Below are 24,712 nucleotides of genomic sequence, written 5' to 3'. Positions count from 1 at the left end.
ACCGGCACCCACTTTTTCGCGCAATGCTCTATGGCGACCGCGGCGCAGCGCCGGGCCAGGTTTGGGCGTCCTTGCGCTGCTGGCGCTCGCCGGCTGCAAGGATTCCGCGCCGGCTGATGCGCAACCGCCATTGGCGGTGCTGACGCAAACGGCCAAGCTCTCACCGCGCGCCCAGACCGTTTCGCTCACGGGCGAGATCAAGGCCCGCATCCAAAGCGATCTGTCCTTCCGCTTCGCCGGCCGCATAGCGACGCGCAGCGTCGATGTCGGGGACCGCGTCGTGGCCGGCCAGGTTCTCGCCACGCTCGAGACCACCGAGCAGAAGGCCGATACGGATTCGGCGACGGCGAGCGTGCAAGCTGCCGAGGCGACGTTGCGCCAGGCGAGCGCCACCTTCGAGCGGCAGAAATCGCTGCTCGCCAACGGCTATACGACGCAACGCAGCTACGACAATGCGAATGAAGCCTATCGGGCAGCACAGGCGTCGCTCGACAGCGCGAAGGCCAATCTCGCCACCGCGCAAGACCAGCTCTCCTATACGGCCCTGCGCGCCGAAGCGCCGGGCATCATCACCGCGCGCAATGCCGAGGTGGGGCAAGTCGTCGAGGCGGCGCAAGCCGTCTTCACCGTCGCTCGGGACGGCTCGCGCGATGCGGTTTTCGACGTCTATGAGGCGCTTCTCGTGCAGAAGCCGGCCGACGGCAATGTCGAGATCACACTGATCTCGAATCCCGGCATCAAGGTCACAGGCACGGTGCGGGAGGTCGCGCCCGTCGTCGACCCCACGACCGGGTCGGTCAGGGTCAAGATCGGCCTCGATCAGCCGCCGCCGGAGATGACGCTCGGCGCCGCCGTCTCCGGGGTCGGCCGTTTCCAGCCTCGGGATGTCTTCGCGCTGCCATGGACGGCCTTCTTCACGCAAGGAGGCAAGGCGGCCGTCTGGGTGGTCGACCCGAAAAGCCGCGCTGTCTCGCTCAAGCCCGTCGTCATCGACATCTATCGGACCGGCGAAGTGCTGATCAGCAGCGGATTGAGCGCCGGCGAAGTCGTGGTCACCGGCGGGGCGCAGCTTCTCAGGCCGGGCCAGATCGTCGCGCCCACCGAGCAGCAACCGACGGCGCTCCTGCCGGCCAGGGCGGGGAATGCAGGATGAAACACATCGCCACATTCGCCGTCGCGGGAGCCGCCCTGGCTCTCGCGGGCTGCAATTCCGAGACAAACTCGAACACGAAAGCGGCGCCGCCTGCGCGCCCCGTGCTGTCGATCGTCGTGAAGCCCAATGGCGACAAGACGATCGGCTTCGCCGGCACGATCCAGCCGCAATATCAGACGGAGCTGGGCTTCCGTGTGCTCGGTCGCCTGGTCGCGCGCAACGTCAATGTCGGCGATCTCGTCAAGGCCGGGCAGAGCCTGGCCCAGCTCGACCCCTTCATCCTCGCGCTTGCGCTCCGCACCGCCGAGGCCGATCTGGTCAAGGCGCGCGCGCAGCTCTCCAACGCCACCGCCGCCGAAAGCCGGATCTCGATCCTGCTCGGGCGACAGGTCTCGAACCAGGCGGATTTCGACACCGCGCAGCAGGCCAAGGAAGCGGCGGCCGCCGCGGTGCAGCAGGCCGAGGCCAATCTGGCAAAGGCGCGCGAGCAGCTCGGCTACACCACGCTCAGCGCCGATATCGACGGCGTGGTGACCACGACCGATGCCGAGGTCGGGCAGATGGTCGCCGCCGGCAAGCGCGTGGTTTCGCTCGCCCGGACCGATATTCGCGAAGCCGTGGTGGATATTCCTGACGATCGCGCACAGCTGCTGGCAGCAGGCGCGCCGTTCGAGGTTCATCTCCAGGCCGATCCGCTGATCAAGGCCAATGGGAAAGTCCGTGAAATCGCGCCGCAGGCCGACGCCGCGACCCGGACCCGGCGGATCAAGGTCACGCTCGAACAGGCCAGCGAGGCCTTCCGCCTCGGCGCGACAGTGACGGCGACGCCCTTGGAGGCAACGACATCGACAATCAATGTGCCGCTTTCGGCCCTGCTCGAGCGCGACGGCGCAACCCGTGTCTGGATCGTCGACACCACCGCGAAAACCGTAAAGACCGTGCCGGTCCAGGTCGCGGAGCGCAATGGACGCAGCGCCCGGATCGGCGGCGGATTGGAGGCCGGCTCCCGCCTCGTCGTCGCAGGCGTCAACAGCCTGTCCGAGGGGCAGGTGGTCAAGATCCAGGCCGACAAGACCGATGAGAGGACTACCCGGTGAAGAGCTTCAACCTCTCCGACTGGGCGCTGCAGCACCGCTCGCTCATCTGGTACTTCATGATCGTGGCTTCGGTCATGGGCCTGTTCTCCTATTTTAACCTCGGCCGGGCCGAGGATCCCGACTTCACCATCAAGACGATGATCATCCAGGCGCGCTGGCCGGGCGCCACCGTCGAGGACACGATCAGCCAGGTCACCGACCGGATCGAGAAGAAGCTCGAGGAGCTCGACAGCTTCGATTACGCCAAGAGCCTCAACATGCCGGGGCAGACGACGATCTTCGTCAACCTCAAGGACACGACCAAGGCCAAGGACATCCCCGCGATCTGGGTCAAGATCCGCAACATGATCGGGGATATCCGGGGGCAGTTTCCCGACGGCATCGTCGGACCCTTGTTCAACGACAATTTCGGCGACGTTTACGGCAATGTCTACGCCTTCACCTCCGACGGGTTGAGCCAACGGCAATTGCGCGACTATGTCGAGGATGTCCGCGCCAAGGTCCTGACGGTCCCCAATGTCGGCAAGGTCGATCTCATCGGCGCGCAGGACGAGGTCATCTATCTCGAATTCTCGACACGTGAGATCGCAGCGCTGGGCATCACCCAGCAGATGGTCGTCGACACGCTGAAGGCGCAGAACGCGATCACGCCCTCCGGCACGATCGAGGCCAAGGGCGAGCGCGTCAGCGTACGCGTCGGCGGCCAGTTCACCTCCGAAGACAGCCTGCGCGCGATCAATCTGCGCATCAACGACCGCTTCTTCCGGCTTGGCGACGTCGCCACCATCAGCCGCGGCTATGCCGATCCGCCGACATCGCTGTTCCGCGTCGGCGGGCAACCTGCGATCGGGCTCGCCATCGGCATGAAGCCCAACGCCAACCTGCTCCATTTCGGCGAGGCGCTGAAGGCCGAGATGAACAAGATCGAGGCGGAGCTGCCGATCGGCGTCGGCGTGCATCTGGTCTCCGACCAGCCTGCGATCGTGGAAGAGGCAGTCGGCGGCTTCACCAAGGCGCTGGCCGAGGCGGTCGCCATCGTGCTCATCGTCAGCTTCATCAGCCTGGGCGCACGCGCCGGCTTCGTGGTGGCGCTGACGATCCCGCTCGTGCTCGCCATTACCTTCGTCTTCATGGAGCTCGCCGGCATCTCGCTGCAGCGCATCTCGCTTGGCGCGCTCATCATCGCGCTCGGCTTGCTCGTCGACGACGCCATGATCGCGGTCGAGATGATGGTGGCGCGGCTCGAGGTCGGCGACACGCTCCAGAAGGCCGCGACCTATGTCTACACCTCGACGGCGTTTCCGATGCTCACCGGTACGCTGGTGACGGTGGCGAGCTTCATCCCAGTCGGCCTCAACGGCAGTGCCGCGGGCGAGTTCACCTTCACCCTTTTCGTCGTCATCGCCGTGTCGCTGCTCGTCTCCTGGGTGGTCGCGGTGCTGTTTGCGCCGCTGCTCGGCGTCACGCTGCTGCCCAAGACGATGAAGCAGCATCATGAGGGGCCCGGACGGTTGACCCGCGCCTTCAACCAACTCCTGCGCGCCTGCGTGCGCTGGAAATGGCTGACGATCGCGGCGACGGTAGCGCTGTTTGCCCTCTCGGTCGGCGGCATGCGCTTCGTCCAGGAACAGTTCTTCCCGTCCTCCGACCGGCGCGAACTGATCATCGACTGGACCGTCCCGCAGAACGCCTCGATCACGCAGACGCGCGACCAGATGGATCGTTTCGAGAAGCAGGCCCTCGTCGGCGAGCCCGATATCGAGCATTGGTCGTCCTATGTCGGCCAGGGCGCGGTGCGCTTCGTGCTGTCCTACGACGTCCAGCCGGCGAGCCCGAATTTCGGGCAGATCGTCATCGTGACGAAGGACATCGCCGCGCGCGATCGCCTGCGCCCCAAGCTGAAGGCCATTCTGGCCCGCGATTTCGTCGGGACCGACGCGTTCGTCCATCTGCTCGACATCGGCCCCCCGGTCGGGCGCCCGATCCAGTACCGGGTCAGCGGGCCCGACATCCAGACCGTGCGCGCACTGGCGCAGAAGGTCGCCAGCACGATCGGGCCGAGCAAGGATCTCGGCGACGTCGTCTATGATTGGAACGAGCCCGGCCGTGTCGTGAAGGTCGATGTGCTGCAGGACAAGGCGGCCCAGCTCGGCATCACCTCGGAAACGATCGCGACCACCCTGAACAGCGTCGTCAGCGGCGCGACCACGACACAGGTGCGCGACAGCATCTACCTGATCAATGTCATGGGCCGGGCGCGCGACGCCGAGCGTTCCTCGATCGACACGCTGCAGAACCTGCAGGTCCAGAGCAGTACCGGCAAAACGGTCCCGCTCGCGGCGATCGCCAATTTCCGCTACGAATCCGAGCAGCCCGTGGTCTGGCGGCGCGACCGCCTGCCGACGGTGACTGTCAAGGCCAACGTCATCACCGCGTTGCAGCCGGCGACCGTGGTCAAGGCGCTCGAACCGAGCCTGCGCGAGATCATCACGACGCTGCCGGCCGGCTACAAGATCGCCACCGGCGGCGCGGTCGAGGAAAGCGCCAAGGGCCAGGGGCCGATCGTCGCCATCGTGCCCGTCATGCTCTTCGCCATGGCCACGATCCTGATGATCCAGCTGCAGAGCTTCCAGCGATTGTTCCTGGTCGTCGTCGTGGCGCCGCTGGGCTTGATCGGCGTGGTCTCGGCGCTCGTGCCCAGCGGTGCGCCGCTCGGCTTCGTCGCCATTCTGGGCGTGCTGGCGCTGATCGGCATCCTGATCCGCAACTCGGTTATCCTCGTCGTCCAGATCGAGCATCTGCGCGAGGAGGGCCGGGATGGCTGGACCGCCGTGGTCGAAGCAACCGAGCACCGCATGCGGCCGATCCTGCTCACCGCGGCAGCGGCGAGCCTCGCGCTGATCCCGATCGCGCGCGAGGTCTTCTGGGGGCCGATGGCCTACGCCATGATGGGCGGCATCATCGTCGGAACGGTGCTGACGCTGCTGTTCCTGCCGGCGCTCTATGTCGCCTGGTTCCGGCTGAAGGAGCCAAGCGCCGAGCCGGGAGCGTCGCCTGAGACGGCCCACCCCGCGGCCACGAGCTGAGCGCGGTCGCACAGGGCTGCCTCACTCCGCCTTCAATCCCTTGTGAATGGCGCAGATATAGTCCGGCCCGATCCCGCAGCAGCCCCCGATGATCCTGGCGCCGCGCCGGCGCCAGTCCTGGGCCCAGCCGAGATAGCGCTGCGGAGCGACATCCTCGCGCAGCGCGGAGATGCCCTCATTGGCTGCCGCCTCGCCGGTCTTCTCCGGGAAGGCGTTCGCGTAGACGCCGATCGCGATATCGCTGTCGCCAAGGATATGCGCGGCGATATCGACGGCAGGCCCCATCACCTCGGGCCGGCTGCAGTTGAACAGTACCGCTTGCACGCCCGCCTGCCGGACCGCGGCAATCGCATCGGCCACGGCTTCGCCCGAGCGCAGCCGGGCCTCGGTCCGGTTGATCTCATCGTCCTGCAGCGTGAACGAAACCCAGATCGGCCGTCCGGTCGGGGCGACTGCGGCGCAAGCCGCCAGGGCCTCGGCGATGCAGCTCTGGGTCTCGGCCAGGAACAGATCGACATGCGGCAGGAGGGCTTGCACCAGACGATCGAGCATCGCCGGCGCACGCGCGGCATCGAACAGTTCGGGCTGGTAGGATCCAAACAATGGCGGCAGCGAGCCTGCGACGCGCACGACGCGCCCCGTCCGTTCGGCCTCCTCATCGGCCGCCTGCCGCGCCAGCTTGCCCGCAAGCGCCGCCAGCCGCGCGCCGTCACGCGCGAAGCGCTCTTCCCCGATATGGAACGGCACCAGCGCATAGCTGTTGGTGGTGACGATCTCCGCCCCGCTGGCGATGAACGAGCGATGGGCGGCCAGCACCGTGTCGGGCGCCTCCATCAGGGCCAGCGCCGACCATTCGGGCTGCCGGAACGGCGCACCCATGCGCTTCAATTCACGCCCCATGCCACCATCCAGCACGGTCACGCCAAGGCTCGTCGTCATCTCACTCTTCCAATTCGATAGGGGATTTCAACGCGCGGCGCGCCTGGCTTCGAGCGCGGCATATCCCTTCAGGTCCTCTGCGAGGCTCACAGTGATATGCTGCCGCACAGCCGCTTCCGCCTGGAGCGGCGAGCCGCTCAGGAGGGCCTCGACCAGAGGACGATGGCTTTCCTCCAGGGGATAGCGCTGGGGCCAGTGCTCCTCCGACCAGCGGTAGAGCCACTCCATCTTGGCGGACAGGGCGGCGTATCGGTGGATCAGATGCTGGTGCCCAGTCAGCTCGACAGTGGCGCGATGCAGATCGAGATCGGCGGCCACCCGCTGATCCAGCGGCTCCGCTTCCGCAGGCCCGAGCCTTGCGAAAGCCTCCCGCAGCCGCTGCGCCGCTCCTTGCGTCGAGCGCTCCGCCAGGATGCGCGCAGCCAGGCCCTCCAGCGCCTCGCGCAGCGTATAAATCTCCCATATGACCTGCGCATTCAGCGGCGCCACCCGCCAATTGGAGTATGGCGCGCGGATGACGAGCTCATTGCCCTCCAGAGTGAACAGCGCCGTGCGGATCGTCCCCCGGCCGACGCCCAGGCGGCTCGACAGCGCAACCTCGGTCAGCGTCTCGCCGGGAGCGAGCCGGCCGCGCACGATGTCCTCTTGGAGGCGAAGCCGGGCGATGTCGGCCAGACTCCGCCGCTCGATGGGCAGTGAGAGGTGGGGATCGGACGACACGGCGTTCCTTCAGTTCAATCGACAAGACCTGCAGTTCAATCGACAGGACCTGCAGTTCAATCGACTGGGCCGGCCTGGCCCCGGACGAAACGGCGACAGCGCTCGGAAACCGGATCGAGGAAGACCTGCTGCGGCGGACCCGCCTCCTCGATGCGGCCTTCATGCAGATAAATGGCGTGGCTGGAGACCTCGCGTGCGAAGGCCATCTCATGCGTCACGATCAGCATGGTGCGCCCCTCCTCGGCCAAGGCGCGGATGACGCGCAGGACCTCGCCCACCAGTTCGGGATCGAGCGCCGAGGTGGGCTCGTCGAACAACAGGGCGCGGGGCCGGCTCGCCAGTGCGCGGGCGATCGCCACGCGCTGCTGCTGGCCGCCGGAGAGATGCGCCGGCCAGGCATCGCGCTTATCCGCCAGGCCGACCTTGGCGAGCATGGCCTCGGCCTCCTCGCGACATTCGGCGCGGGGCCTGCCCTGCACATGCAGCGGCACCTCCATGACATTCTGCAGCGCGGTCATATGCGGCCAGAGATTGAAGCTCTGGAACACGAAGCCGATCTGCCCGCGCAACCGGCGGATCTTCTGCCTCTCCGCGCGTGAAAACCGGTGCCCCGCGCCGGTCAGGACGATCGTCTCGTCCCCGACCGTGACCTCGCCCTGATCGGGAATCTCGAGGAAGGGGATGCAGCGCAGCAAGGTGCTCTTGCCCGAGCCGCTGGAGCCGATGATCGAGATGACGTCGCCATCGCGAGCCTCGAGATCGATGCCCCGCAGCACCTCCTGCCTGCCGAAGCTCTTATGGATATTGGCCAGTCGGACCGTTGTCGGGGTTCGAACCGTTGTCGGATTCATGCCGGGCTCCGGTCGAGGGCGGGGCTGCGATGGGTCGAAAGCCGGGCTTCCAGCCAATGGACGAGGCGCGTGATCACGGTGACGAGCACGAGATAGATCACTGCCGCGCAGAGGAAGACCTCGATCGCGCGATAGCTCTGCGAGACCTCTGCCCGGGCGAGGCCCGTCACCTCCATCAAGGTCACGACGCTGGCGAGCGAGGTCGCCTTGACCATGCTGGTCACCTCCGCCCCATAGGCCGGCAGCGCCTGGCGGAAGGCCAGCGGCAGGACAATGCGGCGCAGCATGGTCGGGCGCGACATGCCGGCGACCTTGGCGGCCTCGATCGCCCCGCTCGACACGGCGCGCAGACCGCCGCGCAGGATCTCCGAGGTGTAGGCAGCGTCGTTCAGCATGAGCGCCAGGACGGCGCAGACATAAGGCTCGCGCAGGAGCGGCCAGAGCAGCGAATGCCGCAGCGCCGGAAACTGGGCGAGCCCGTAATAGATCAGGAAGATCTGGATCAGCAGCGGCGTGCCGCGAAAGATGTAGACATAGAAATTCGCGAACTGCGCGCCGAGCCAGGACGAGGCCCGCAGGCCCGAGAGCAAGAGCGCGAGGATGGCGCCGCCGCTCAGGGACAGCACCGCAAGGCTCAGCGTCAGCGGCAGGCCTGCCAAGAGCTTCGGAAACACCTCGGCGATGAAAGCGAGATCCACGCCGCTAGCCCCCCACCCGCATGGCTGGCTGGCCGCGCATGGCCCGCCATTCCGCGATACGGAAGACGAGCCCTGAGACCGTGGTGATCGCAAGATAGATCGCGCCGCCGGCCAGGAAGAACAGGAAGGGCAATTCCGTTGAATTCGCCGCGACGCTGACGGCGCGCAAGGTCTCGACCAGTCCGGTCACCGAGACCAGCGCCGATTCCTTGATCACCGACTGCCATTGGTTGCCTAAGCCCGGCAAAGCCGTCCGCAGCGCCTGCGGCGCGATAATGCGTCGGAACATGGTCCAGCGCCTCATGCCCGTGACCCGCGCGGCTTCCAGCGTTCCCGGCGGAATGGCGTGGAAGGCGCCACGCAGCACCTCCGCTTGCGCCGCGCCGGAGATCAGCCCGATAGCGAGGGAACCCGCGACGAAGCCGCTGATCTCGACGGGACCGGTATGGCCGAACTGGTTGGCGATCGCAGTGACGATCTGGCGGCCGCCGAAATAGAACAGGTAGATCACCAGCAGGTCCGGAATCCCGCGCAGCACCACGCCATAGATATCGGCGGCGCGGCGCAGCACCGGCGGCCCCGCGATCTTGGCCCAGGCGCAGAGCGTGCCCAGGACGAGCCCGCAGGCGAAGGCGCAGGCCGAGACGGCAAGCGTCGTCAGCCCCGCGGTCAGCAGGGCGTGCCCCCAACCTTCGGGGCCGAAACCTAGCAGGGTGAAAGCCTCGCCCATCTGCGGCGTATCGTCCGCGGCGTCAGAGCGCGGGCGTGATGTCGATCTCGAACCACTTCAGCGCGAGGCGCTTCAGCGTGCCGTCCTCCGCCACGGACTTCAGCGCCTTGTCGAAGAGCTCCTTCAGCTCGGGATCGCCCTTGCGCAGCCCGACCGCCGAGCCCTGCCCGAGCAGGCCGCCGGCGAAGACAAAGCCCGAGGCGATCATCTCGCCATTCGACTTCTTGGCGGAGGCGTTGAGGTTGATCGCCGAGGCCATCACAGCGTCGACGCGCCCGCTCTTCAGATCGAGGAAGGTATCGGGACCGGACGAGTAGGTGCGGATGGTGACGACGTCCTTGAGGTATTTGGTCAGGAAGTCGTTCTGGATCGTCGCGACCTGGACGCCGATGGTCTTGCCGGCGAGCGGCTTGGCCATCTCCTCGACCGCCGCCTTCGTCGCAGCCTCATCGGCCAGTTGGATCCGCGTGCCGGTGCCCGGCAACGACTTGATGGCGCCGTCCTTCATGATGGCGAGGCCGGAGGGAGCCGCTGCGTAAGGCGTCGAGAAGGCGATGACCTCCTGGCGCTTGGGCGTGATCGAGACCGCGTCCATGATCGCGTCGTATTTGCCGTCGGTCAGACCGGCGATCATGCCGTCCCAGGCCTGCGCGATCATCTCGCATTTGATGTTCATGCGCGCGGACAATTCTTGCAGCAGCTCCGGCTCGAAGCCGATCAGGCGGCCGTCGGGCGCATGCATGTTGTAGGGGGGAAAGGCGCCTTCCGTGGCGACGCGGATGACCTTCCATTCCTTGGCGCTGGCGCTGCGGGGCGCGGTGCCAAATACGAGTCCGGCGGCGGCGCCGAGGCCGAGGGTGAGGAAGGACGAACGGGTGATCTTCACGCCGGAATCTCCAACGAAGGGGTTTGAACAGGGATAGGCATCACTTGAACAGGGATAGGCATCACGAAAGGACATCGACCGCGGTGCGCACGAGCGCCGCCACGCCCAGGCCGATGCAACGCTCGTCGGGCTGGTAGTCGGAATTGTGCACGCGGTCATTGCGCCCGGGCTGGGACGCGCCCACCAGCAACTGGCAGGACGGGATGCGCTCGGAGAAATAGGAGAAATCCTCCGCGCCGAAGCGGCCTTCGAGCTGGTCGATCCTGTCCGCCCCGAACTGGGCCGAGACGGAGCGAACCGCGGCATCGACCACACCGTCGTCATTCACCAATGCAGGCGCGCCGCGGATATAGGAGATCTCGCAGGTCACGCCCATGGCCGCGCCGACGCCCTCGCAGATGCGGCGGAAGGTGGCTTCCATCGTGTCGCGCGAGGCAGCCGAGCGGCAGCGGACCGTGCCCTGGAACATGCAGCTGTCAGGAATGATGTTGTGGGTCGAGCCGCCGGCGATGTGGCCGATCGTCAGCACGGCCGACTGCGACGGGTCCATGACGCGGGAAATCGCCGTCTGCAGCTGCATGATCATGGCCGAGGCCGCGACGATCGGATCGACAGCCGCATGGGGGCGCGCGGCGTGGCCCGAGCGGCCATGGACGACCACGTCGAACTCGTCGCTCGACGCCGTCGAGGCGCCGCGGACATAACCGAAACGACCGACCGGCATCTCCGGCCGGTTGTGGAAGGCGAGCGCCATCGCTACGCCATCGGCGGCACCGTCGGCGACCATCGCGGCCGCTCCGCTCTCGACCGTCTCCTCCGCCGGCTGGAAGACGAGGCGGACGCTGCCGCGCAGCATCGGCGCCAGGTTCTTCAGCACCATGCCCGCCCCAAGCAAGGTGGCGGTGTGGATGTCATGGCCGCAGGCGTGCATCTTGCCGGGAATGGTGCTGGCGAAGGGCAGGCCGGTCAGCTCCTCCATCGGCAAGGCGTCCATGTCGGCGCGGATCAGCAGGCACGGCCCGGGCGCCCCACCCTCGATCTCCGCCACGACACCGACGCGCCCGACGCCGCGCTGCGGCTTCAGGCCGATCCGCTCCAGCTCCGAGGCGACCAGCGCCGCCGTCCGCACCGTCTCGAAACCGATCTCGGGATGGGCGTGGATATCGCGGCGCAGGGCGATGAGCGCCGGCTTGATCGCCTCCACCTGGTCGGCGATGGCGCGGGTCAGTTCATTCGGGCGATCAAGGGACATCAGCAGCTCGAGGCCATTTTCGAAAATTGCGGCGGCATCTAGCCATAGATCCACCCCTCCCGCAATATGATCGAGGATCGACAATCGACAATAACGGCCTATCCTGCGCGCGATGATCCCCACTGACGAGACCCCGATGCACGCCGCCACGGTACTGGCCCAACTCGACCATTACCTGGACCCGGTAACTGGAGGGCTCGTGCCATCAATCCATCCGGCAGTCACGCATGCCCCGCCTGGAGATGCGGCGTTGTGCACCGGTTCGACCGCCTCGCGCTATGCGCGCTCCGGCAATAGCGGCGCCACCGTCGCGGAACGCGTATTGGCCCAGCTCGAAGGCGGAGCCGCCGCTGCGGTCTTCGGCTCCGGCTCGGCGGCGGCCCAGGCGGTCCTCGCCAATCTACGCCCGGGCGACCATCTCGTGCTGGATTCGGCGGCCTATTATGAGTTCGGCACCATCATCGAGACCTTCGGCCAGCGCTGGGGTGTGACTGTCACCCGCGCGGATATGTGCTGCCCCGACGCGGTGCGGCAAGCCATCCGTCCGGGCGAGACGCGGCTCGTCTGGACAGAGTGTCCCAGCAACCCGCTCTGGCGCGTTCCGGATATCGCCGCGCTGGCGGCCATCGCGCATCAGGGCGGCGCGCAGCTCCTGGTCGACGCGACGGTTGCAACGCCGGTGCTGTGCCGGCCGCTGGATTTCGGCGCCGATCTCGTCCTGCATTCCGCGACCAAATATCTGAACGGCCATGGCGATCTCGTCGCCGGCGCACTGATCACGGCGCAGACCGGAGTGGCGTGGCGGGAGATCCTCTCCTCCCGGGAAGCGCATGGCAGCGTCCTGCCGCCCTTCGAGGCCTGGCTCCTGCTGCGCGGCATGCGTTCGCTCGCCTTGCGCGTCGAGCGCGCCTGCGAGACCGCACTCAAGATCGCCACCGCCCTGGCCGCGCATCCCGGGGTCAGCGCGGTGCATTATCCCGGCTTGCCCGGCGACCCGCATCACGACCTGGCCCAGCGGCAGTTCCTGGGCGGCTTCGGCGGCATGCTGTCCTTCGAGATCGCTGGCACGGCGGCGGATGCGCTGGCCCTATGCGAGCGGACAGCGGTGTTTCGCCGCTCGACATCGCTGGGCTCAACGGAAAGTCTGATCGAGCATCGGCGCAGCACGGAGGGCGAGCGATCGGCCTGTCCGGACACGCTGATCCGGCTCTCGATCGGCCTGGAGCATGTGGCAGACCTGATCGCCGATCTGCAGCGCGCTTTGAGCGGCATGCACCGCATGGCGGAGACGCCCTTGGCCGAGATGATCTAGAAGCGAGATGATCTAGAAGGATGACGGTCGCTGCCCGCAGGCGACTTTCTGAAAGGACCGGCATTGGCATTCCTGAGCGAGAGCGAGCCCGCGCGCGGCGTTCCCCTGGCCGTCATTCCCGGCATTTCCCGCATCGTCGCCAGGAATCCGAGCCTGATGACCTATCACGGCACGAATACCTATCTGATCGAGACCGGCGACGGCTTCATGGTTCTCGATCCCGGCCCCGATGATGTCGGCCATCTCGACGACATTCTGAGGGCGACGGGCGGTGCCGTCTCCGCGATCCTGCTCAGCCACAGCCATTCCGACCATCTCGGCGCGACCGCGGCGCTGAAGGCCCGCACCGGCGCGAAGACCTATGCATTCCATCTCAGCGCCGACGACGCCTTCATACCCGACATCCTGCTGCGGGACGGCGACAGCGCGCTGGGCATGCTCGCCATCCACACGCCGGGGCATGCCAGCGACCATCTCTGTTTCGCCTATCGGGACGGGATCCTGTTCAGCGCCGATCATGTGATGTCCTGGTCGAGCAGCATCGTCTCCCCGCCGGGCGGCGACATGGCCGATTACGTCAGGAGCCTGCGCTTGATGATGGCCCGCGACGACCGGCTCTATCTGCCGGGACATGGCCCGCCTTTGCCCGATCCCAGGCCCTATGTGCAGGAGCTGCTCGACCGCCGGCTCAAGCGCGAGAACGAGATCGCCGCGGCTCTCGCCGCCGGACCGCTGGGCACCCGGGCGCTGGTCGACCGGCTCTATTCCAAGACCGATCCCTGGCTGCAGCTCGCGGCCGAGCGCAACGTCTTGGCCCATCTCCTCAAGCTGAAATCCGAGGGGCGCGTCGAGGACAAAGGAGAGTTGTGGGCTGCTCTGGGGGCATGAGCGCCTTGTCCGACGGCAAGCCGATCGTGCCCAGAAGCCATGCCTTTGCGGTGGAGACATGGTCTCGAAGCAACACCGCCCTATTCTCGCTGGGATCATGCGCATCACAGGGATGGGTCGAGCATCTGCTTCCCCGGGAGCAGCCGGGACTGCGCATGATCTCGGCGAGATGGATAAGAGGTGAGCCGTGGAGATGATCGCGATCATTCTGGTCCTGCTGCTCGCCGTCGTGGTCAGCGGCATGCTCGCGCGGCTTTCGCCTGCACCTCTGCCGCTCCCCCTCGTCCAGATCGGGCTCGGCGCGCTCATCGCCTCCGTGGCCGATCTCAGCGTCCAGCTGCAGCCCGACATCTTCTTCCTGCTGTTCCTGCCGCCGCTGCTCTTCCTGGATGGCTGGCGCATCCCCAAGGAGGGGCTGTTCCGAGACAAGGGCACGATCCTGGAGCTCGCTTTGGGCCTCGTCCTCTTCACCGTGCTGGGCGTCGGCTTCCTGCTCAACTGGCTGATCCCGGCCATGCCGCTTGCGGTGGCCTTCGCGCTTGCCGCGATCCTCTCCCCGACGGACCCGATCGCGGTCTCCGCCATCGCCGCCAGGGTGCCGGTTCCCAAGCGACTGATGCACATCCTCGAGGGTGAATCGCTACTCAACGACGCCTCGGGCCTGGTCTGCATGCGCTTTGCCGTCGTGGCCGCGCTGACGGGGAGCTTTTCTCTGTTCGGCGCCTTCGGCACCTTCCTCTGGGTCGCGATCGGCGGCATCGCGATCGGCGTCGCGGTGACCTGGAGTACGACACGTGCGGTGGGCTGGGCCACGCGCCGGCTCGGTGAAGAGACCGGTTCGCAGATCCTGATCAGCCTGCTGATCCCGTTCGGAGCCTATCTCCTGGCCGAACACCTGCACTGTTCCGGTATTCTCGCGGCCGTCGCGGCGGGCATCACCATGAGTTATGCCGACCAGAGCGGACAAATCCTCGCGATTACGCGCGTGCGTGGCCACGCCGTCTGGGACACGGTCCAGTTCGCCGCCAACGGCATCATCTTCGTGCTGCTGGGCGAGCAGCTCCCTTTGATCGTCGCGGGAGCGGCGAAAGCCGTGCGCGAGACCGGGCACCACGACCCTGTCTGGCTCATCGCCTATGTCGCCGTCATCACCTTCGCGCTGGCTGCGCTCCGCTTCACCTGGGTGTGGGTGTCGCTGCGCTTCACGCTCGCGCGGGCAGCGCGGCGCGGCGAGAAGCGTTATGTGCCCGGCTTGCGCCTGGTCGCCGCGACCTCGCTCGCCGGCGTGCGCGGAGCGATCACGCTCGCCGGCGTGCTGACGCTGCCATTGACGATGAATGACGGCTCGGCCTTCCCGGTCCGCGACCTCGCCATCTTCCTGGCCGCAGGCGTGATCATCCTGTCGCTGGTCGCGGCGAGCATCGGCCTGCCCTTCCTGCTCAAGAATCTGGAGCTGCCTCCCGAACCCTCCCAGCAGGAAGAGGAGGACAGGGTTCGCAACGCCGCCGCCGAAGCGGCGATCAAGGCGCTTGAGAAGGTGCAGCACAAAATGGGCAGCGGCCGCAACGATGCCGACCTTTACGTCGAAGTCGGCGCCCGCCTGATGGAACTCTACCGCGAGCGCATCGACGGACGCTCCAAGATCGGCGCGGAAGCCGATCTCGCCCGCAAGGCCGATGCGATCGAGCGCGAACTGCGCCTCGCCGGCCTGCGCGCCGAGCGGGATGAAATCTACCGCGTCGCCCGGGCGCGCGGCACCTCGGACGAGATCGCCAGGAAGCTCGTCCGGGAAATCGACCTGCTGGAGGCGCGGTTCGGCCCGGCTTGAGCGTCACCCGGCCCGCAAGACGCATGGCGAGGCTCCGCATATGAGCGTCAAGCTCGGGGGAGAATTGCCTCATTCGCGGGCAACCTCCGTCCATGAGGGAAAGCGGCGCCACCCCGATAAGACTAAAGATTGATACTCCGGGGCCGCGCACCCTACATTCTCGGTTGCCCGCGCAACCAGTCCGCCCTAAGCCTTTGAAGACTTGGTATGTCCTGCCAGTCGCGGGAATGTGCCCTTGACTGCCGTCTGGGGACGCGCCTTGCATCGCAGGCCACCGACGAAAAGTTTAGAATAACAATAAGAAGCATCAATTCCGAGCAAATCGGAAGAATGAACCGTGCAATAGGGATGGAAACCATGACGATGAAGAAATGGCTCGCCGCCGCAGCTTTCAGCGCGGCCATGACCGGGGCGGCCTACGCCCAGCAGACCATCAAGATCGGCATCAGCGGCCCCTATACCGGCGGCTCTGCCGCCATGGGCGTCAGCATGCGCGATGGCGTGAAACTCGCGGCGCAGGAGATCAACAAGGCCGGCGGCGTGCTCGGCAAGCAGATCCAATTGATCGAGCGCGACGACGAGGCCAAGAACGAGCTCGGCGTCCAGATCGCGCAGGAGTTGATCAATAAGGAGCAGGTGGTCGCGACCGTCGGCTTCATCAACACCGGTGTTTCGCTCGCCTCGCAGCGCTTCTACCAGGAAGCCGAGATTCCCGTGATGAACAATGTCGCGACCGGCACGCTGGTCACGCAGCAGTTCAAAGCGCCCGAGCACAAGGCGAACTACGTCTTCCGCAACGCCGCCAACGACACCATCCAGAGCTCGATGATCGCGGAAGCCGTCAAGAAGAACGGTTACACCAAGGTCGCAATCATCGCGGACTCGACCAATTACGGCCAGCTCGGCCGTGCCGATCTCGAGAAAGCGCTCGCCGAGCGAGGCTTGAAGCCGGTCGCCGTCGAGAAGTTCAATATCGGCGACACCGACATGACGGCGCAGGCCCTGCGCGCCAAGGACGCCGGAGCCGATGTGGTGCTGACCTATGCGATCGGCCCCGAGCTGGCGCAGACGGTCAACGCCGTCGTCAAGCTCGGCTGGAAGGTGCCGGTCCTGGGCTCCTGGACGCTGTCGATGGCGAGCTTCATCGATGCCGCCGGCGCCAATGGCGAAGGCGTGATGATGCCGCAGACCTTCATCCAGCTGCCCTCGACGCCGAAGCGCAAGAGCTTCATCGAGGCTTATCAGGCCGCCTACAAGGTCGACCGCATCCCCTCCCCGGTCTCGGCCGCGCAGGGCTATGACTCGATGTACCTGCTGGCCGCCGCGATCAACCAGGCCAAGTCGACCGACGGCCGCAAGGTCCGCGAGGCGCTCGAGAACCTGACCACCAAGGTCGAGGGCGTCGTCACCACCTATGACAAGCCCTTCAGCGCCACCGACCATGAGGCGATCACGGCCAACATCCCCGTGCTCGGCATCGTCAAGGGCGGCCGCGTCGTGCCGGCCAACCCGGCCGATCTCGAAGGCGCGGGCGCGCTGCGGGTCAAGCCGAAGTCCTGAGCGACGGCTTTCGCCAGACACCGACCCTCCCCGCCCAGCGGGGAGGGTTCTTCATTATCGGTCGGAGTGTCGGTCCCTCCATGCAGAACTTCTTCCAGATCCTCGTCTCCGGCATTTCCGTCGGCATGATCTACGGCGTGATCGCCTTCGGCTACCAGCTCACCTTCGCCACCTCCAAGACGCTGAATTTCGGCCAGGGCGAGGCACTGACATTGGGCGCGCTCGTCGGCCTGACCTGCGTGAATTTTCTGATCGGGCTGCATCTGGGCACGCTCACGGCCTATCTCATCGCCCTGCCCTTCGTCTTCGCCTTCGGCCTCGCCCAGGGTGCGGTCGTCGAGCGGCTCGGCGTCAGGCAAGCCATGAAGACCAAGTCCGAGGCCGGCTGGATCATGGCGACGATCGCGCTCGGCATCATCTTCAAGAACATGGCCGAGAACATCTGGGGCAAGGACCCGCTGAAATTCCCCTCGCCCCTGAGCGAGGCCCCGTTGACGATCGCGGGCGTCAATATCCGCCCGATGGAGATCGCGATCGTGCTCGGCGCGCTCGCGATGATGCTCGCCGTCGAAGCCTTCAACCGCCGCTCGATCTACGGCAAGGCGGTGGTGGCAACCTCGAACGACCGCGATGCAGCCGGGCTGATGGGCATCAATACGCCGCTCGTCATCACCTTCTCCTACGCACTGTCCTCGCTCGCTGCGGCGCTGGCGGGCGTGCTGATCGCCCCGATCACGTTGACCGGCGCCAATATGGGCGCGGCGCTGGGCCTGAAGGCCTTCGCGGTCGCAATCATCGGCGGATTGTCGAGCGGGCTCGGCGTCGTCGTCGGCGGCCTGATCCTCGGCATCACCGAAAGCATGACCGGCTTCTATTTCGACACCGGCTACAAGGATGTTCCCGGCCTGATCCTGCTGCTGCTCGTCCTGTCGCTGAAGCCCGCCGGGCTTTTCGGCAAGACCGCGATCAAGAAGGTCTGAGCCCGCCATGAAGACGCTTCTCTTCATCGCCGGCGTCGTCGCGCTGTTCGCGCTGCCCTTCGTCGTGACCTCGTCCTACTACCTGCCCTTGATCACCACGATCGTGATCTATTCGATCCTGGTGCTCGGGCTCGACATCGTCTTTGGCTATACCGGCGAGGTCTCGATCGGCCATGCCGCGCTGTTCGGCGTCGGGGCTTATACGGCGGGCCTGCTGTCCCTGCATTTCGGCCTCGGCTTCTGGTGGGCGCTGCCGGCCGGCATCGTGATCACGGCCCTGTTCGGGGCGCTGCTCGCGCTGCCGGCGCTGAAGGTGACCGGGCCCTATCTCGCCATGGTGACGCTCGCCTTCGGAACGATCGTCGTCACCCTGATCAACGAGATGACCGATCTCGGCCCTTGGCTCGGCCATCTCAACCTGACCAACGGCCCGCTCGGCATCGAATTGCGCACGCCGCTCTTCATCGATCTGCGCGACTATATCGACCTCTCGCTGAAGCGGTTGAGGGAGGTCGAGTACTACTACATCTCGGCCATCGCGCTGGTGCTGACGGTGGTGGTGATCAACCGCATCATCGCCTCGCGCTATGGCCGGGCTTTCGAGGCGCTGCGCGATTCACCGATCGCCTCGGACTGCATGGGTGTCAGCGTCTACAAGCACAAGGTCCTGGCCTTCGTCATCAGCGCCGGCTTCGCCGGGCTGGCTGGCGCGCTCTATGCCTATTTCCGGCAGTATATCGCACCGGAAGCCTTCAACTTCGCCACCTCGATCGAATTCCTGCTCGCCGTCGCCATGGGCGGGCGCAAATCCAGGATGGGGCCGATCATCGGCTCGGCCATCGTCGTCTTCCTGCCAAATATCCTGGCCGATCTCGAATTGTTCCGGATCACCGCCGGGCTGATCGCGCTCGGCGCCGTCGCGGGCGGCTTTTACGCCTGGCGCAACGATCCGAGCCAGGCGCGCAGCATCGGCATCGCGGTGACGCTCTGCGTGCTGTTCTTCGTGTTCTCGCTCTTCCTCGAGCGCATCGTCGACTACAAGCTCACCATCTACGGGCTGATGATCCTGTTCGTGGTCTATTACCTGCCCGACGGCATCATGGGCTTCGTCCGGCAGTTGCTCACGCGCCTGTCCTTGCGGCGGGGTGGCCGGGCGCTGGTGGCCAGGGAAACCGGCAATGAGGCGCGGGTCTGGGGCGCCACCGCAACCAGCACGCCACCCGGAGGCACCCTGCTCGACGCGCGGGCCGTGCTGATGCAGTTCGGCGGCCTGAAGGCGCTGAACGCCATCGACATGGCGGTGAAGCCTGGCACGATCCACGGGCTGATCGGCCCCAATGGCTCGGGCAAGAGCACGATGATGAACGTGCTCACCGGCATCTACACGCCGACCGGCGGCGACATCCTCTTCGAAGGCAAGAGCCTGGTCGGCCGGAACTCGCCCGAGATCGCGGCGCAGGGCATCGCCCGCACCTTCCAGAACGTCCAGCTCTTCGGCGAATTGACCTGCCTGGAGAATGTCATGGTCGGCCTGCATCACACCTATCGCAGCGGCCTCTTTGCGGTTGCCCTGGGATTGCCGCAGGCGCGCAAGGAGGAGAGCGCCGCGCGCGAACGCGCAGCCAGCATCCTGCAATTCGTCGGGCTCGACGCCCTGGCGAATGAGGAGGCGCGCAACCTGCCCTATGGCAAGATGCGGCTGCTCGAGATCGGCCGCGCGCTGGCGCTCGATCCCAAGCTTCTGCTGCTCGACGAACCGGCCGCAGGCCTGACCGCGCCCGATATCAAGGAGCTCATCGAGATCATCCGCAAGATCAAGGCGCATGGCATCACCGTCGTCCTGATCGAGCATCACATGGATGTGGTGATGAGCATTTCCGACACGGTGACCGTGCTCGATTTCGGCCAGAAGATCGCCGAGGGCGTGCCCGCGCAGGTCCAGGCCGACCCGCGCGTGATCGAGGCCTATCTCGGCGGCAGCGCCGCCACGGCCCATTGAGGGGACGAGACCATGCTCCAGGTCCAGAATCTCGTCGCCGGCTATGGCAAGGTGCAGGTGCTGCACCAGCTCTCGATCTCTGTGCCCAAGGGCCAGCTCGTCACGCTGATCGGCTCCAACGGCGCCGGCAAGACCACGACGCTGCGGGCGATCTCCGGCATGATCAAGCCCGATGCCGGCGAGATCCTGCTGGCTGGCCGCAACATCGCCGGCATGGCCTCGCATGAGATCACCAGGCTTGGCATGGCCCACTCGCCCGAAGGCCGGCGGGTCTTCCCCGCCTTGAGCGTCGACGACAATCTCGAGCTCGGCGCCTTTCCGCGCCTGACCGGCGCGCGGCCCAAGGGCGATGTCGAGCATGACCGCCAGCGCATGTTCGAGCTCTTTCCGCGCCTCAGGGAGCGCCGCGCCCAGCTCGCCGGCACGCTCTCGGGCGGCGAGCAGCAGATGCTGGCGATGGCGCGGGCGCTGATGCTGGGGCCTGAGGTCCTGCTGCTCGACGAACCCTCGATGGGGCTCGCGCCGCGCCTCGTCGAGGAGGTCTTCGCCACGATCGCGCGGCTGAAGGCGGCCAAGATCACCATGCTGCTGGTCGAGCAATTCGCCGCCGCCGCGCTGGATGTCGCCGATTACGGCTATGTGCTGGAAAACGGCCGCCTGGCCAGCTCCGGCGAAGCCACCAGCCTGAAGAACGACCCGGCGGTGCGTGCGGCCTATCTTGGCGGCAGCCATTAGGAACGACGAGGATACCGGTCAATCAGCTCATCGACTTGGCAACTCTGTCCGCTTGGCATGCCGGTTGCTAGCCTTCCGGAGACCTGCCGCGTCGCTTGAGGTTTCCGCGTTCGATGCTTGCGCCTGCCCCATCCGGAGCGGTCATCGCCCAGCCCCTGACGCTGGACGGCATCACGCATAGCTATGGCGCCGGGCTCGCGGTCGACAATGTCACGCTGGAGGTGAAGGGCGGCGAACTCGTCGCTCTGCTCGGGCCGTCGGGCTGCGGCAAGACCACCTTGCTGCGGATCGTTGCCGGCTTCATCGAACAGAGCAATGGCAAGGTCATCATCGGCGACCGCTCGATCGACACGCTGCCGCCGAACCGCCGCGAGATCGGCATCGTCTTCCAGAACTATGCGCTGTTCCCGCATCTGACCGTGGCGCAGAACATCGCCTATGGGCTCGCCGCGCGCGGCGAGAGCCGCGAGATCCAGCTTGAACGCGTGCGCGAAATGCTGGCGACGGTGCAAATGCAGGCCTTCGCCGAGCGCAAGCCGCGCCAGCTCTCGGGCGGCCAGCAGCAACGCGTGGCGCTGGCACGCGCGCTCGCCATGCGGCCGCGCATCCTCCTGCTCGACGAGCCCTTCGCCGCGCTCGACAAGAACCTGCGGCTCGACATGCAAATCGAGATCAAGCGATTGCAGCGGCAATTCGCATTGACCGCGATCATGGTCACGCATGACCAGGATGAGGCGATGGCGATCGCCGACCGCATCGCAGTGATGAATTCCGGCCGGATCGAGCAGCTCGGCACCCCGGTCGAGGTCTACGACCAGCCGGCGAGCCTGTTCGTCAACAGCTTCATCGGCTCCAGCAATCTCCTGCCCGCCACGATTTCGGGCAAGGTCGAGGGCGGCTATGCGGTTGCGCTCGCCAATGGCGCTGCCTGGCAGGTGATGTCGCCGGCGCGGTTCGCGGCAGGCCAATCGGTCATCGTCTCGGTCCGGCCCGAACAGATGCTGCTGGCGGACGAGGCTTCCCCCGCGCGCTTTCCCGTTATGCTCAAGCTCAGCCTGCCGATCGGCGGAGAGATGATCCACGACGTGACGGCTGTCGACGGCGCCTCGCTCAAGATCGCGATGCCACGCCGCCCCGGCATGGTCGCGAGCACGACCGCAAGCGCCTTTTGCGGGCTTGGCGAGCATGCCCGGCCTGTCCTGTTTCCCCTCTCGCCCTCCTGAAACGCCAACCCCGAACGCGGAGACCAAGCGCATGACCGTTACCACACGTCGCGAGTTCCTGGCCGGGGCGGCCGCGCTCGGCTTCGCCTCCGCCTTGCCCTCCCGCGCCAGCGCCGCCGGCAGCCTCACCGCCGCGATCTATCCCGGCACCTGGGAGGAGGCCTATCGCGGCGTGCTGGCCCCGGCCTTGAAGAAGAGCGCCGATATCGACGTCGCCTTCGACTCGCTCTTCGCGGTCGACCAGGTCGCAAAGGTGCGCGCGGCGCGCGGCGTGCCGCCCTTCGACTGCTTCGTGCTCGACCCCGGCCCGGCCGCCTCGGCGATGCAGGCCGGCCTGTTCGAGCCGATCGACGCCAGCAAGCTCACCAATGCCACCAAGGTCCCGGCCGGGCTGATCACTTCGCATGCAGTGACCTGCAACGCCCAGGTCGTCGGCATCGCCTACAACCCGAAAAAGTTCGCGACACCGCCGAAGAGCTGGGCCGACCTGTTCAAATCACCCTATGTCGAGCGCCTCGGCCTGACCGGCTTCCAGACCACATTCGGCACGGTCTCAATCATCGAGATGGCCAAGGTCTTCGGCGGCTCCGAGACCAATGTCGAGCCGGTCTTCGCCGAATTGAAGAAGGCGGTCGAGAAGGCCGCGGCCGTCGCGGCGCCCGCCGCGATGCCCGGCCTGTTCCAGCAGGGCCAGATCGACGTGATGTACACCAACACCAACACGGTCGCGACCCTCAAGGGGCGCGGCGTCAGCATCGAATTCGTCCAGCCCGAGACGGGCGCGATCACCTTCCAAACCACGCTGCACATCGTGAAGGGCGCCGACAACGTCGCCAGCGCCTATAAATACATGGACATGGCGATCTCGGCCGAGGTGCAGAGCGCGCTGCAGAAGCAGCCCTACAACATGATCCCTATCAACAAGGACGTGCAGCTGGTCGAGACGCTCGACATCAAGTCGGTGGACGAGCTGACCAAGATGGTCACGCATGACTGGACCAAGATCAACCCGCAGCGCGCCGCCTGGATCGAACGCTTCAACAAGGAGATCACCAAGTAGGGGTGGCAGCCATGGCTGGCGCGGCAGCGGCGGGCGGCATAGGAGACAAGGTCGATTGGCGCCTCGCGGCGCCGCTCGGCCTGACCTATCTCGCCTTCTTCGCCGCGCCCTTCGCGATCCTGCTCGGCATCAGCTTCTATGCCGATGCCGAGCAGACGCGGCTGGGCCTCGACAGCTGGACCAAGTTCTATGGTGATGCCTTCTATCTGAAGGTGATCCTCGACACGCTGAAGCTCGGCGTCTTCGCGGTCACTGCAACGACCTTGCTCGCCTATCCGCTGGCGCTGCTGTTCCGGGCTGTGGGGCCGCGTGCGCAGCGCGTCCTGATCTTCATCATCCTGATGCCGCTCCTGACCTCGGTCGTGATCCGCACCTTCGCCTGGATCGTGATCCTGGCGCGGGAGGGCGTGGTCAACCAGACGCTGCTGGCTCTGGGCATCACGGCCGCTCCGCTCAACCTGCTGCAGACCGAGCTTGGCCTGGTGATCGCACTGACGCAGATCGAGATGCCCTTGATGCTGCTGCCCCTGCTCACCGTGATGAACCAGATGGACCAGAACCTGGTCGACGCCTCGCGCGCGCTCGGCGCCTCGAAATGGCGGACCTTCTTTCGCGTCATCCTGCCTTTGACCCTGCCGGGCTGGGTCGCCGGTGCGACCCTGGTCTTCGCCTCGGCGACCACCGCCTTCATCTCGCAATCGGTGATCGGCGGAGCCAGGCTTGTCTACCTGCCGGCACTGATCTGGCAGCAATCCATGGTGGTCTATAACTGGCCCTTCGCCGCCGTCGCCTCGCTGACGCTGCTGTTCACGGTGCTTGCCGGCATCATGGCGCTGGGCTGGCTCGGCCGCTTCGCCAGGACGGGTTGAGGGCAAAGGCGATGCAGCGTTCGACCTTCAGCGACGTCACCTATGCATGGGCCATCGGCCTGCTCGCCGGCTTAGGCGTCCTGATCCTGATCGGGCCGGTTCTGATCGTGATCGCGACCTCCTTCACCACCTCTCAGACGCTGCGCTTCCCGCCGCCCGAGCTCTCGCTGCGCTGGTATCGCGACCTGTTCGATCCCGTGCGCTCGGCGCAGATCCACAGCGCCGCGCTGAACAGCGTCTGGGTCGCGGGAACAGCGACCATCATCGGGGCGGTGATGTCCGTGCTGGCGGCCTTGGCGATCACACGGGTGGCGCGGCCCTCGGCGCGCATCCTGGAAGCGAGCTTCCTCTCGCCATTGATCCTGCCGACGCTCTCCTATGGGCTGGCGGCCTTGATGTTCTTCTCGGTCATCGGGATCAGGCCCTCGCTCAACCTCCTGATCGCCGGCCATCTCGTGGTGATCGCGCCCTTCATCTTCCGCACCACGCTGGCGAGCCTGACGCAGCTCGATCCAGCCCTGCTGGAAGCCTCGGCCAATCTCGGCGCCAGCCGGTTCTTCGGCTTCCGCCGCATCACCTTGCCGCTGATCGCGCCGGGCATAGCGGCCGGCTGCTTCCTCGCCTTCATCTCCTCGATGGATAATGTGCCGGTTTCGCTCTTCCTGTCGAACGCGCGCACGGGCATGCTGCCAATCCGGATGTGGGGCATGATGGAATCGACGCTGGACGTGCGCATCGCCGCGATCGCCGGCGTTCTGATCCTGGCGACGCTGATCCTGATGATCGTGATGGACCGCTTGACCGGGCTGACGAAACGCATCAGCGGCTGACGAGTGGAGACTGGCC

General features: G+C 66.3%; 21 protein-coding genes. 14 read left to right on the top strand and 7 right to left on the bottom strand.

Annotated elements, in window-relative coordinates; all coding sequences use genetic code 11:
- The first annotated feature begins 61 nt into the window (after positions 1–61).
- From BMZ97_RS22055 to BMZ97_RS22045, 3 genes are read left to right on the top strand one after another with little or no spacing between them, the layout of a single operon-like run.
- Positions 62–1,153 carry an efflux RND transporter periplasmic adaptor subunit gene (locus BMZ97_RS22055; protein ID WP_244546541.1) on the top strand — a complete coding sequence of 364 codons (1,092 nt, stop codon included), beginning with the start codon at positions 62–64 and terminating at the stop codon, positions 1,151–1,153.
- The gene (locus BMZ97_RS22050; protein WP_092174664.1) at positions 1,150–2,250 is read left to right on the top strand and encodes an efflux RND transporter periplasmic adaptor subunit; all 1,101 of its coding nucleotides are present in this window, start codon (positions 1,150–1,152) and stop codon (positions 2,248–2,250) included. The genes BMZ97_RS22055 and BMZ97_RS22050 overlap by 4 nt, the downstream gene beginning before the upstream one ends.
- Positions 2,247–5,336, top strand: coding sequence for an efflux RND transporter permease subunit (locus BMZ97_RS22045; RefSeq protein ID WP_092174662.1), 3,090 nt, complete (start codon positions 2,247–2,249; stop codon positions 5,334–5,336). The genes BMZ97_RS22050 and BMZ97_RS22045 overlap by 4 nt, the downstream gene beginning before the upstream one ends.
- Positions 5,337–5,357: 21 nt before the next feature.
- Here the strand turns inward: BMZ97_RS22045 and BMZ97_RS22040 are convergent, their stop codons facing one another.
- From BMZ97_RS22040 to BMZ97_RS22010, 7 genes are all read right to left on the bottom strand, one after another.
- Positions 5,358–6,275, bottom strand: coding sequence for a homocysteine S-methyltransferase family protein (locus BMZ97_RS22040; protein ID WP_092174659.1), 918 nt, complete (start codon positions 6,273–6,275; stop codon positions 5,358–5,360).
- A 27-nt stretch (positions 6,276–6,302) separates the two neighbouring features.
- The gene (locus BMZ97_RS22035; protein ID WP_092174657.1) at positions 6,303–6,995 is read right to left on the bottom strand and encodes a GntR family transcriptional regulator; all 693 of its coding nucleotides are present in this window, start codon (positions 6,993–6,995) and stop codon (positions 6,303–6,305) included.
- Positions 6,996–7,051: 56 nt separating this feature from the next.
- Positions 7,052–7,846, bottom strand: coding sequence for an ABC transporter ATP-binding protein (locus BMZ97_RS22030; RefSeq protein ID WP_092174654.1), 795 nt, complete (start codon positions 7,844–7,846; stop codon positions 7,052–7,054).
- On the bottom strand, positions 7,843–8,544 hold the full coding sequence (locus BMZ97_RS22025) for an ABC transporter permease (RefSeq protein ID WP_092174651.1): 702 nt from the start codon (positions 8,542–8,544) through the stop codon (positions 7,843–7,845). Before BMZ97_RS22025 ends, BMZ97_RS22030 begins: the two co-directional genes overlap by 4 nt.
- A 4-nt stretch (positions 8,545–8,548) precedes the next feature.
- A complete protein-coding gene (locus BMZ97_RS22020) occupies positions 8,549–9,274 on the bottom strand; it encodes an ABC transporter permease (RefSeq protein WP_092174649.1) in 726 nt (241 codons plus the stop codon).
- A gap of 22 nt (positions 9,275–9,296) precedes the next feature.
- The gene (locus BMZ97_RS22015) at positions 9,297–10,160 is read right to left on the bottom strand and encodes a transporter substrate-binding domain-containing protein (RefSeq protein ID WP_175525665.1); all 864 of its coding nucleotides are present in this window, start codon (positions 10,158–10,160) and stop codon (positions 9,297–9,299) included.
- Positions 10,161–10,221: 61 nt separating this feature from the next.
- The gene (locus tag BMZ97_RS22010; RefSeq protein WP_092174787.1) at positions 10,222–11,412 is read right to left on the bottom strand and encodes a M20 metallopeptidase family protein; all 1,191 of its coding nucleotides are present in this window, start codon (positions 11,410–11,412) and stop codon (positions 10,222–10,224) included.
- 136 nt (positions 11,413–11,548) lie between these two features.
- Here BMZ97_RS22010 and BMZ97_RS22005 point away from each other — a divergent pair, with 136 nt between their 5' ends.
- From BMZ97_RS22005 to BMZ97_RS21955, 11 genes are all read left to right on the top strand, one after another.
- Positions 11,549–12,724: a trans-sulfuration enzyme family protein gene (locus BMZ97_RS22005; RefSeq protein WP_092174644.1), complete on the top strand. Its 1,176-nt coding sequence runs from the start codon at positions 11,549–11,551 to the stop codon at positions 12,722–12,724.
- A gap of 63 nt (positions 12,725–12,787) precedes the next feature.
- Positions 12,788–13,612 (top strand): MBL fold metallo-hydrolase, encoded by an 825-nt coding sequence (locus tag BMZ97_RS22000; protein WP_092174641.1) that lies wholly within the window; start codon positions 12,788–12,790, stop codon positions 13,610–13,612.
- A gap of 187 nt (positions 13,613–13,799) precedes the next feature.
- Entirely contained in the window at positions 13,800–15,440 is a 1,641-nt protein-coding gene (locus BMZ97_RS21995; RefSeq protein ID WP_092174638.1) for a Na+/H+ antiporter, read from the top strand.
- Between the two features lie 402 nt (positions 15,441–15,842).
- Positions 15,843–17,000 carry an ABC transporter substrate-binding protein gene (locus BMZ97_RS21990; protein WP_244546546.1) on the top strand — a complete coding sequence of 386 codons (1,158 nt, stop codon included), beginning with the start codon at positions 15,843–15,845 and terminating at the stop codon, positions 16,998–17,000.
- 80 nt (positions 17,001–17,080) lie between these two features.
- Positions 17,081–17,980, top strand: a complete 900-nt coding sequence (locus BMZ97_RS21985; protein WP_092174636.1) for a branched-chain amino acid ABC transporter permease — start codon at positions 17,081–17,083, stop codon at positions 17,978–17,980.
- 7 nt (positions 17,981–17,987) lie between these two features.
- A complete protein-coding gene (locus tag BMZ97_RS21980; protein ID WP_092174633.1) occupies positions 17,988–19,979 on the top strand; it encodes a branched-chain amino acid ABC transporter ATP-binding protein/permease in 1,992 nt (663 codons plus the stop codon).
- A 12-nt stretch (positions 19,980–19,991) separates the two neighbouring features.
- Complete coding sequence (locus tag BMZ97_RS21975; protein ID WP_092174630.1) at positions 19,992–20,714, top strand: ABC transporter ATP-binding protein; 723 nt, start codon at positions 19,992–19,994, stop codon at positions 20,712–20,714.
- A 113-nt stretch (positions 20,715–20,827) separates the two neighbouring features.
- The gene (locus BMZ97_RS21970; protein ID WP_092174628.1) at positions 20,828–21,937 is read left to right on the top strand and encodes an ABC transporter ATP-binding protein; all 1,110 of its coding nucleotides are present in this window, start codon (positions 20,828–20,830) and stop codon (positions 21,935–21,937) included.
- A gap of 31 nt (positions 21,938–21,968) precedes the next feature.
- Complete coding sequence (locus tag BMZ97_RS21965; RefSeq protein ID WP_092174625.1) at positions 21,969–22,997, top strand: extracellular solute-binding protein; 1,029 nt, start codon at positions 21,969–21,971, stop codon at positions 22,995–22,997.
- An 11-nt stretch (positions 22,998–23,008) separates the two neighbouring features.
- Positions 23,009–23,866, top strand: coding sequence for an ABC transporter permease (locus BMZ97_RS21960; protein ID WP_092174622.1), 858 nt, complete (start codon positions 23,009–23,011; stop codon positions 23,864–23,866).
- Between the two features lie 11 nt (positions 23,867–23,877).
- Entirely contained in the window at positions 23,878–24,696 is an 819-nt protein-coding gene (locus tag BMZ97_RS21955) for an ABC transporter permease (RefSeq protein ID WP_069689552.1), read from the top strand.
- Positions 24,697–24,712: the final 16 nt, after the last annotated feature.

The sequence above is a fragment of the Allobosea sp. OK403 genome (assembly GCF_900113835.1).
Classification (GTDB): Bacteria; Pseudomonadota; Alphaproteobacteria; order Rhizobiales; family Beijerinckiaceae; genus Allobosea.
Note: the sequence above shows the minus strand (reverse complement) of the source record. Positions and strands in the feature narration are given on the sequence as shown.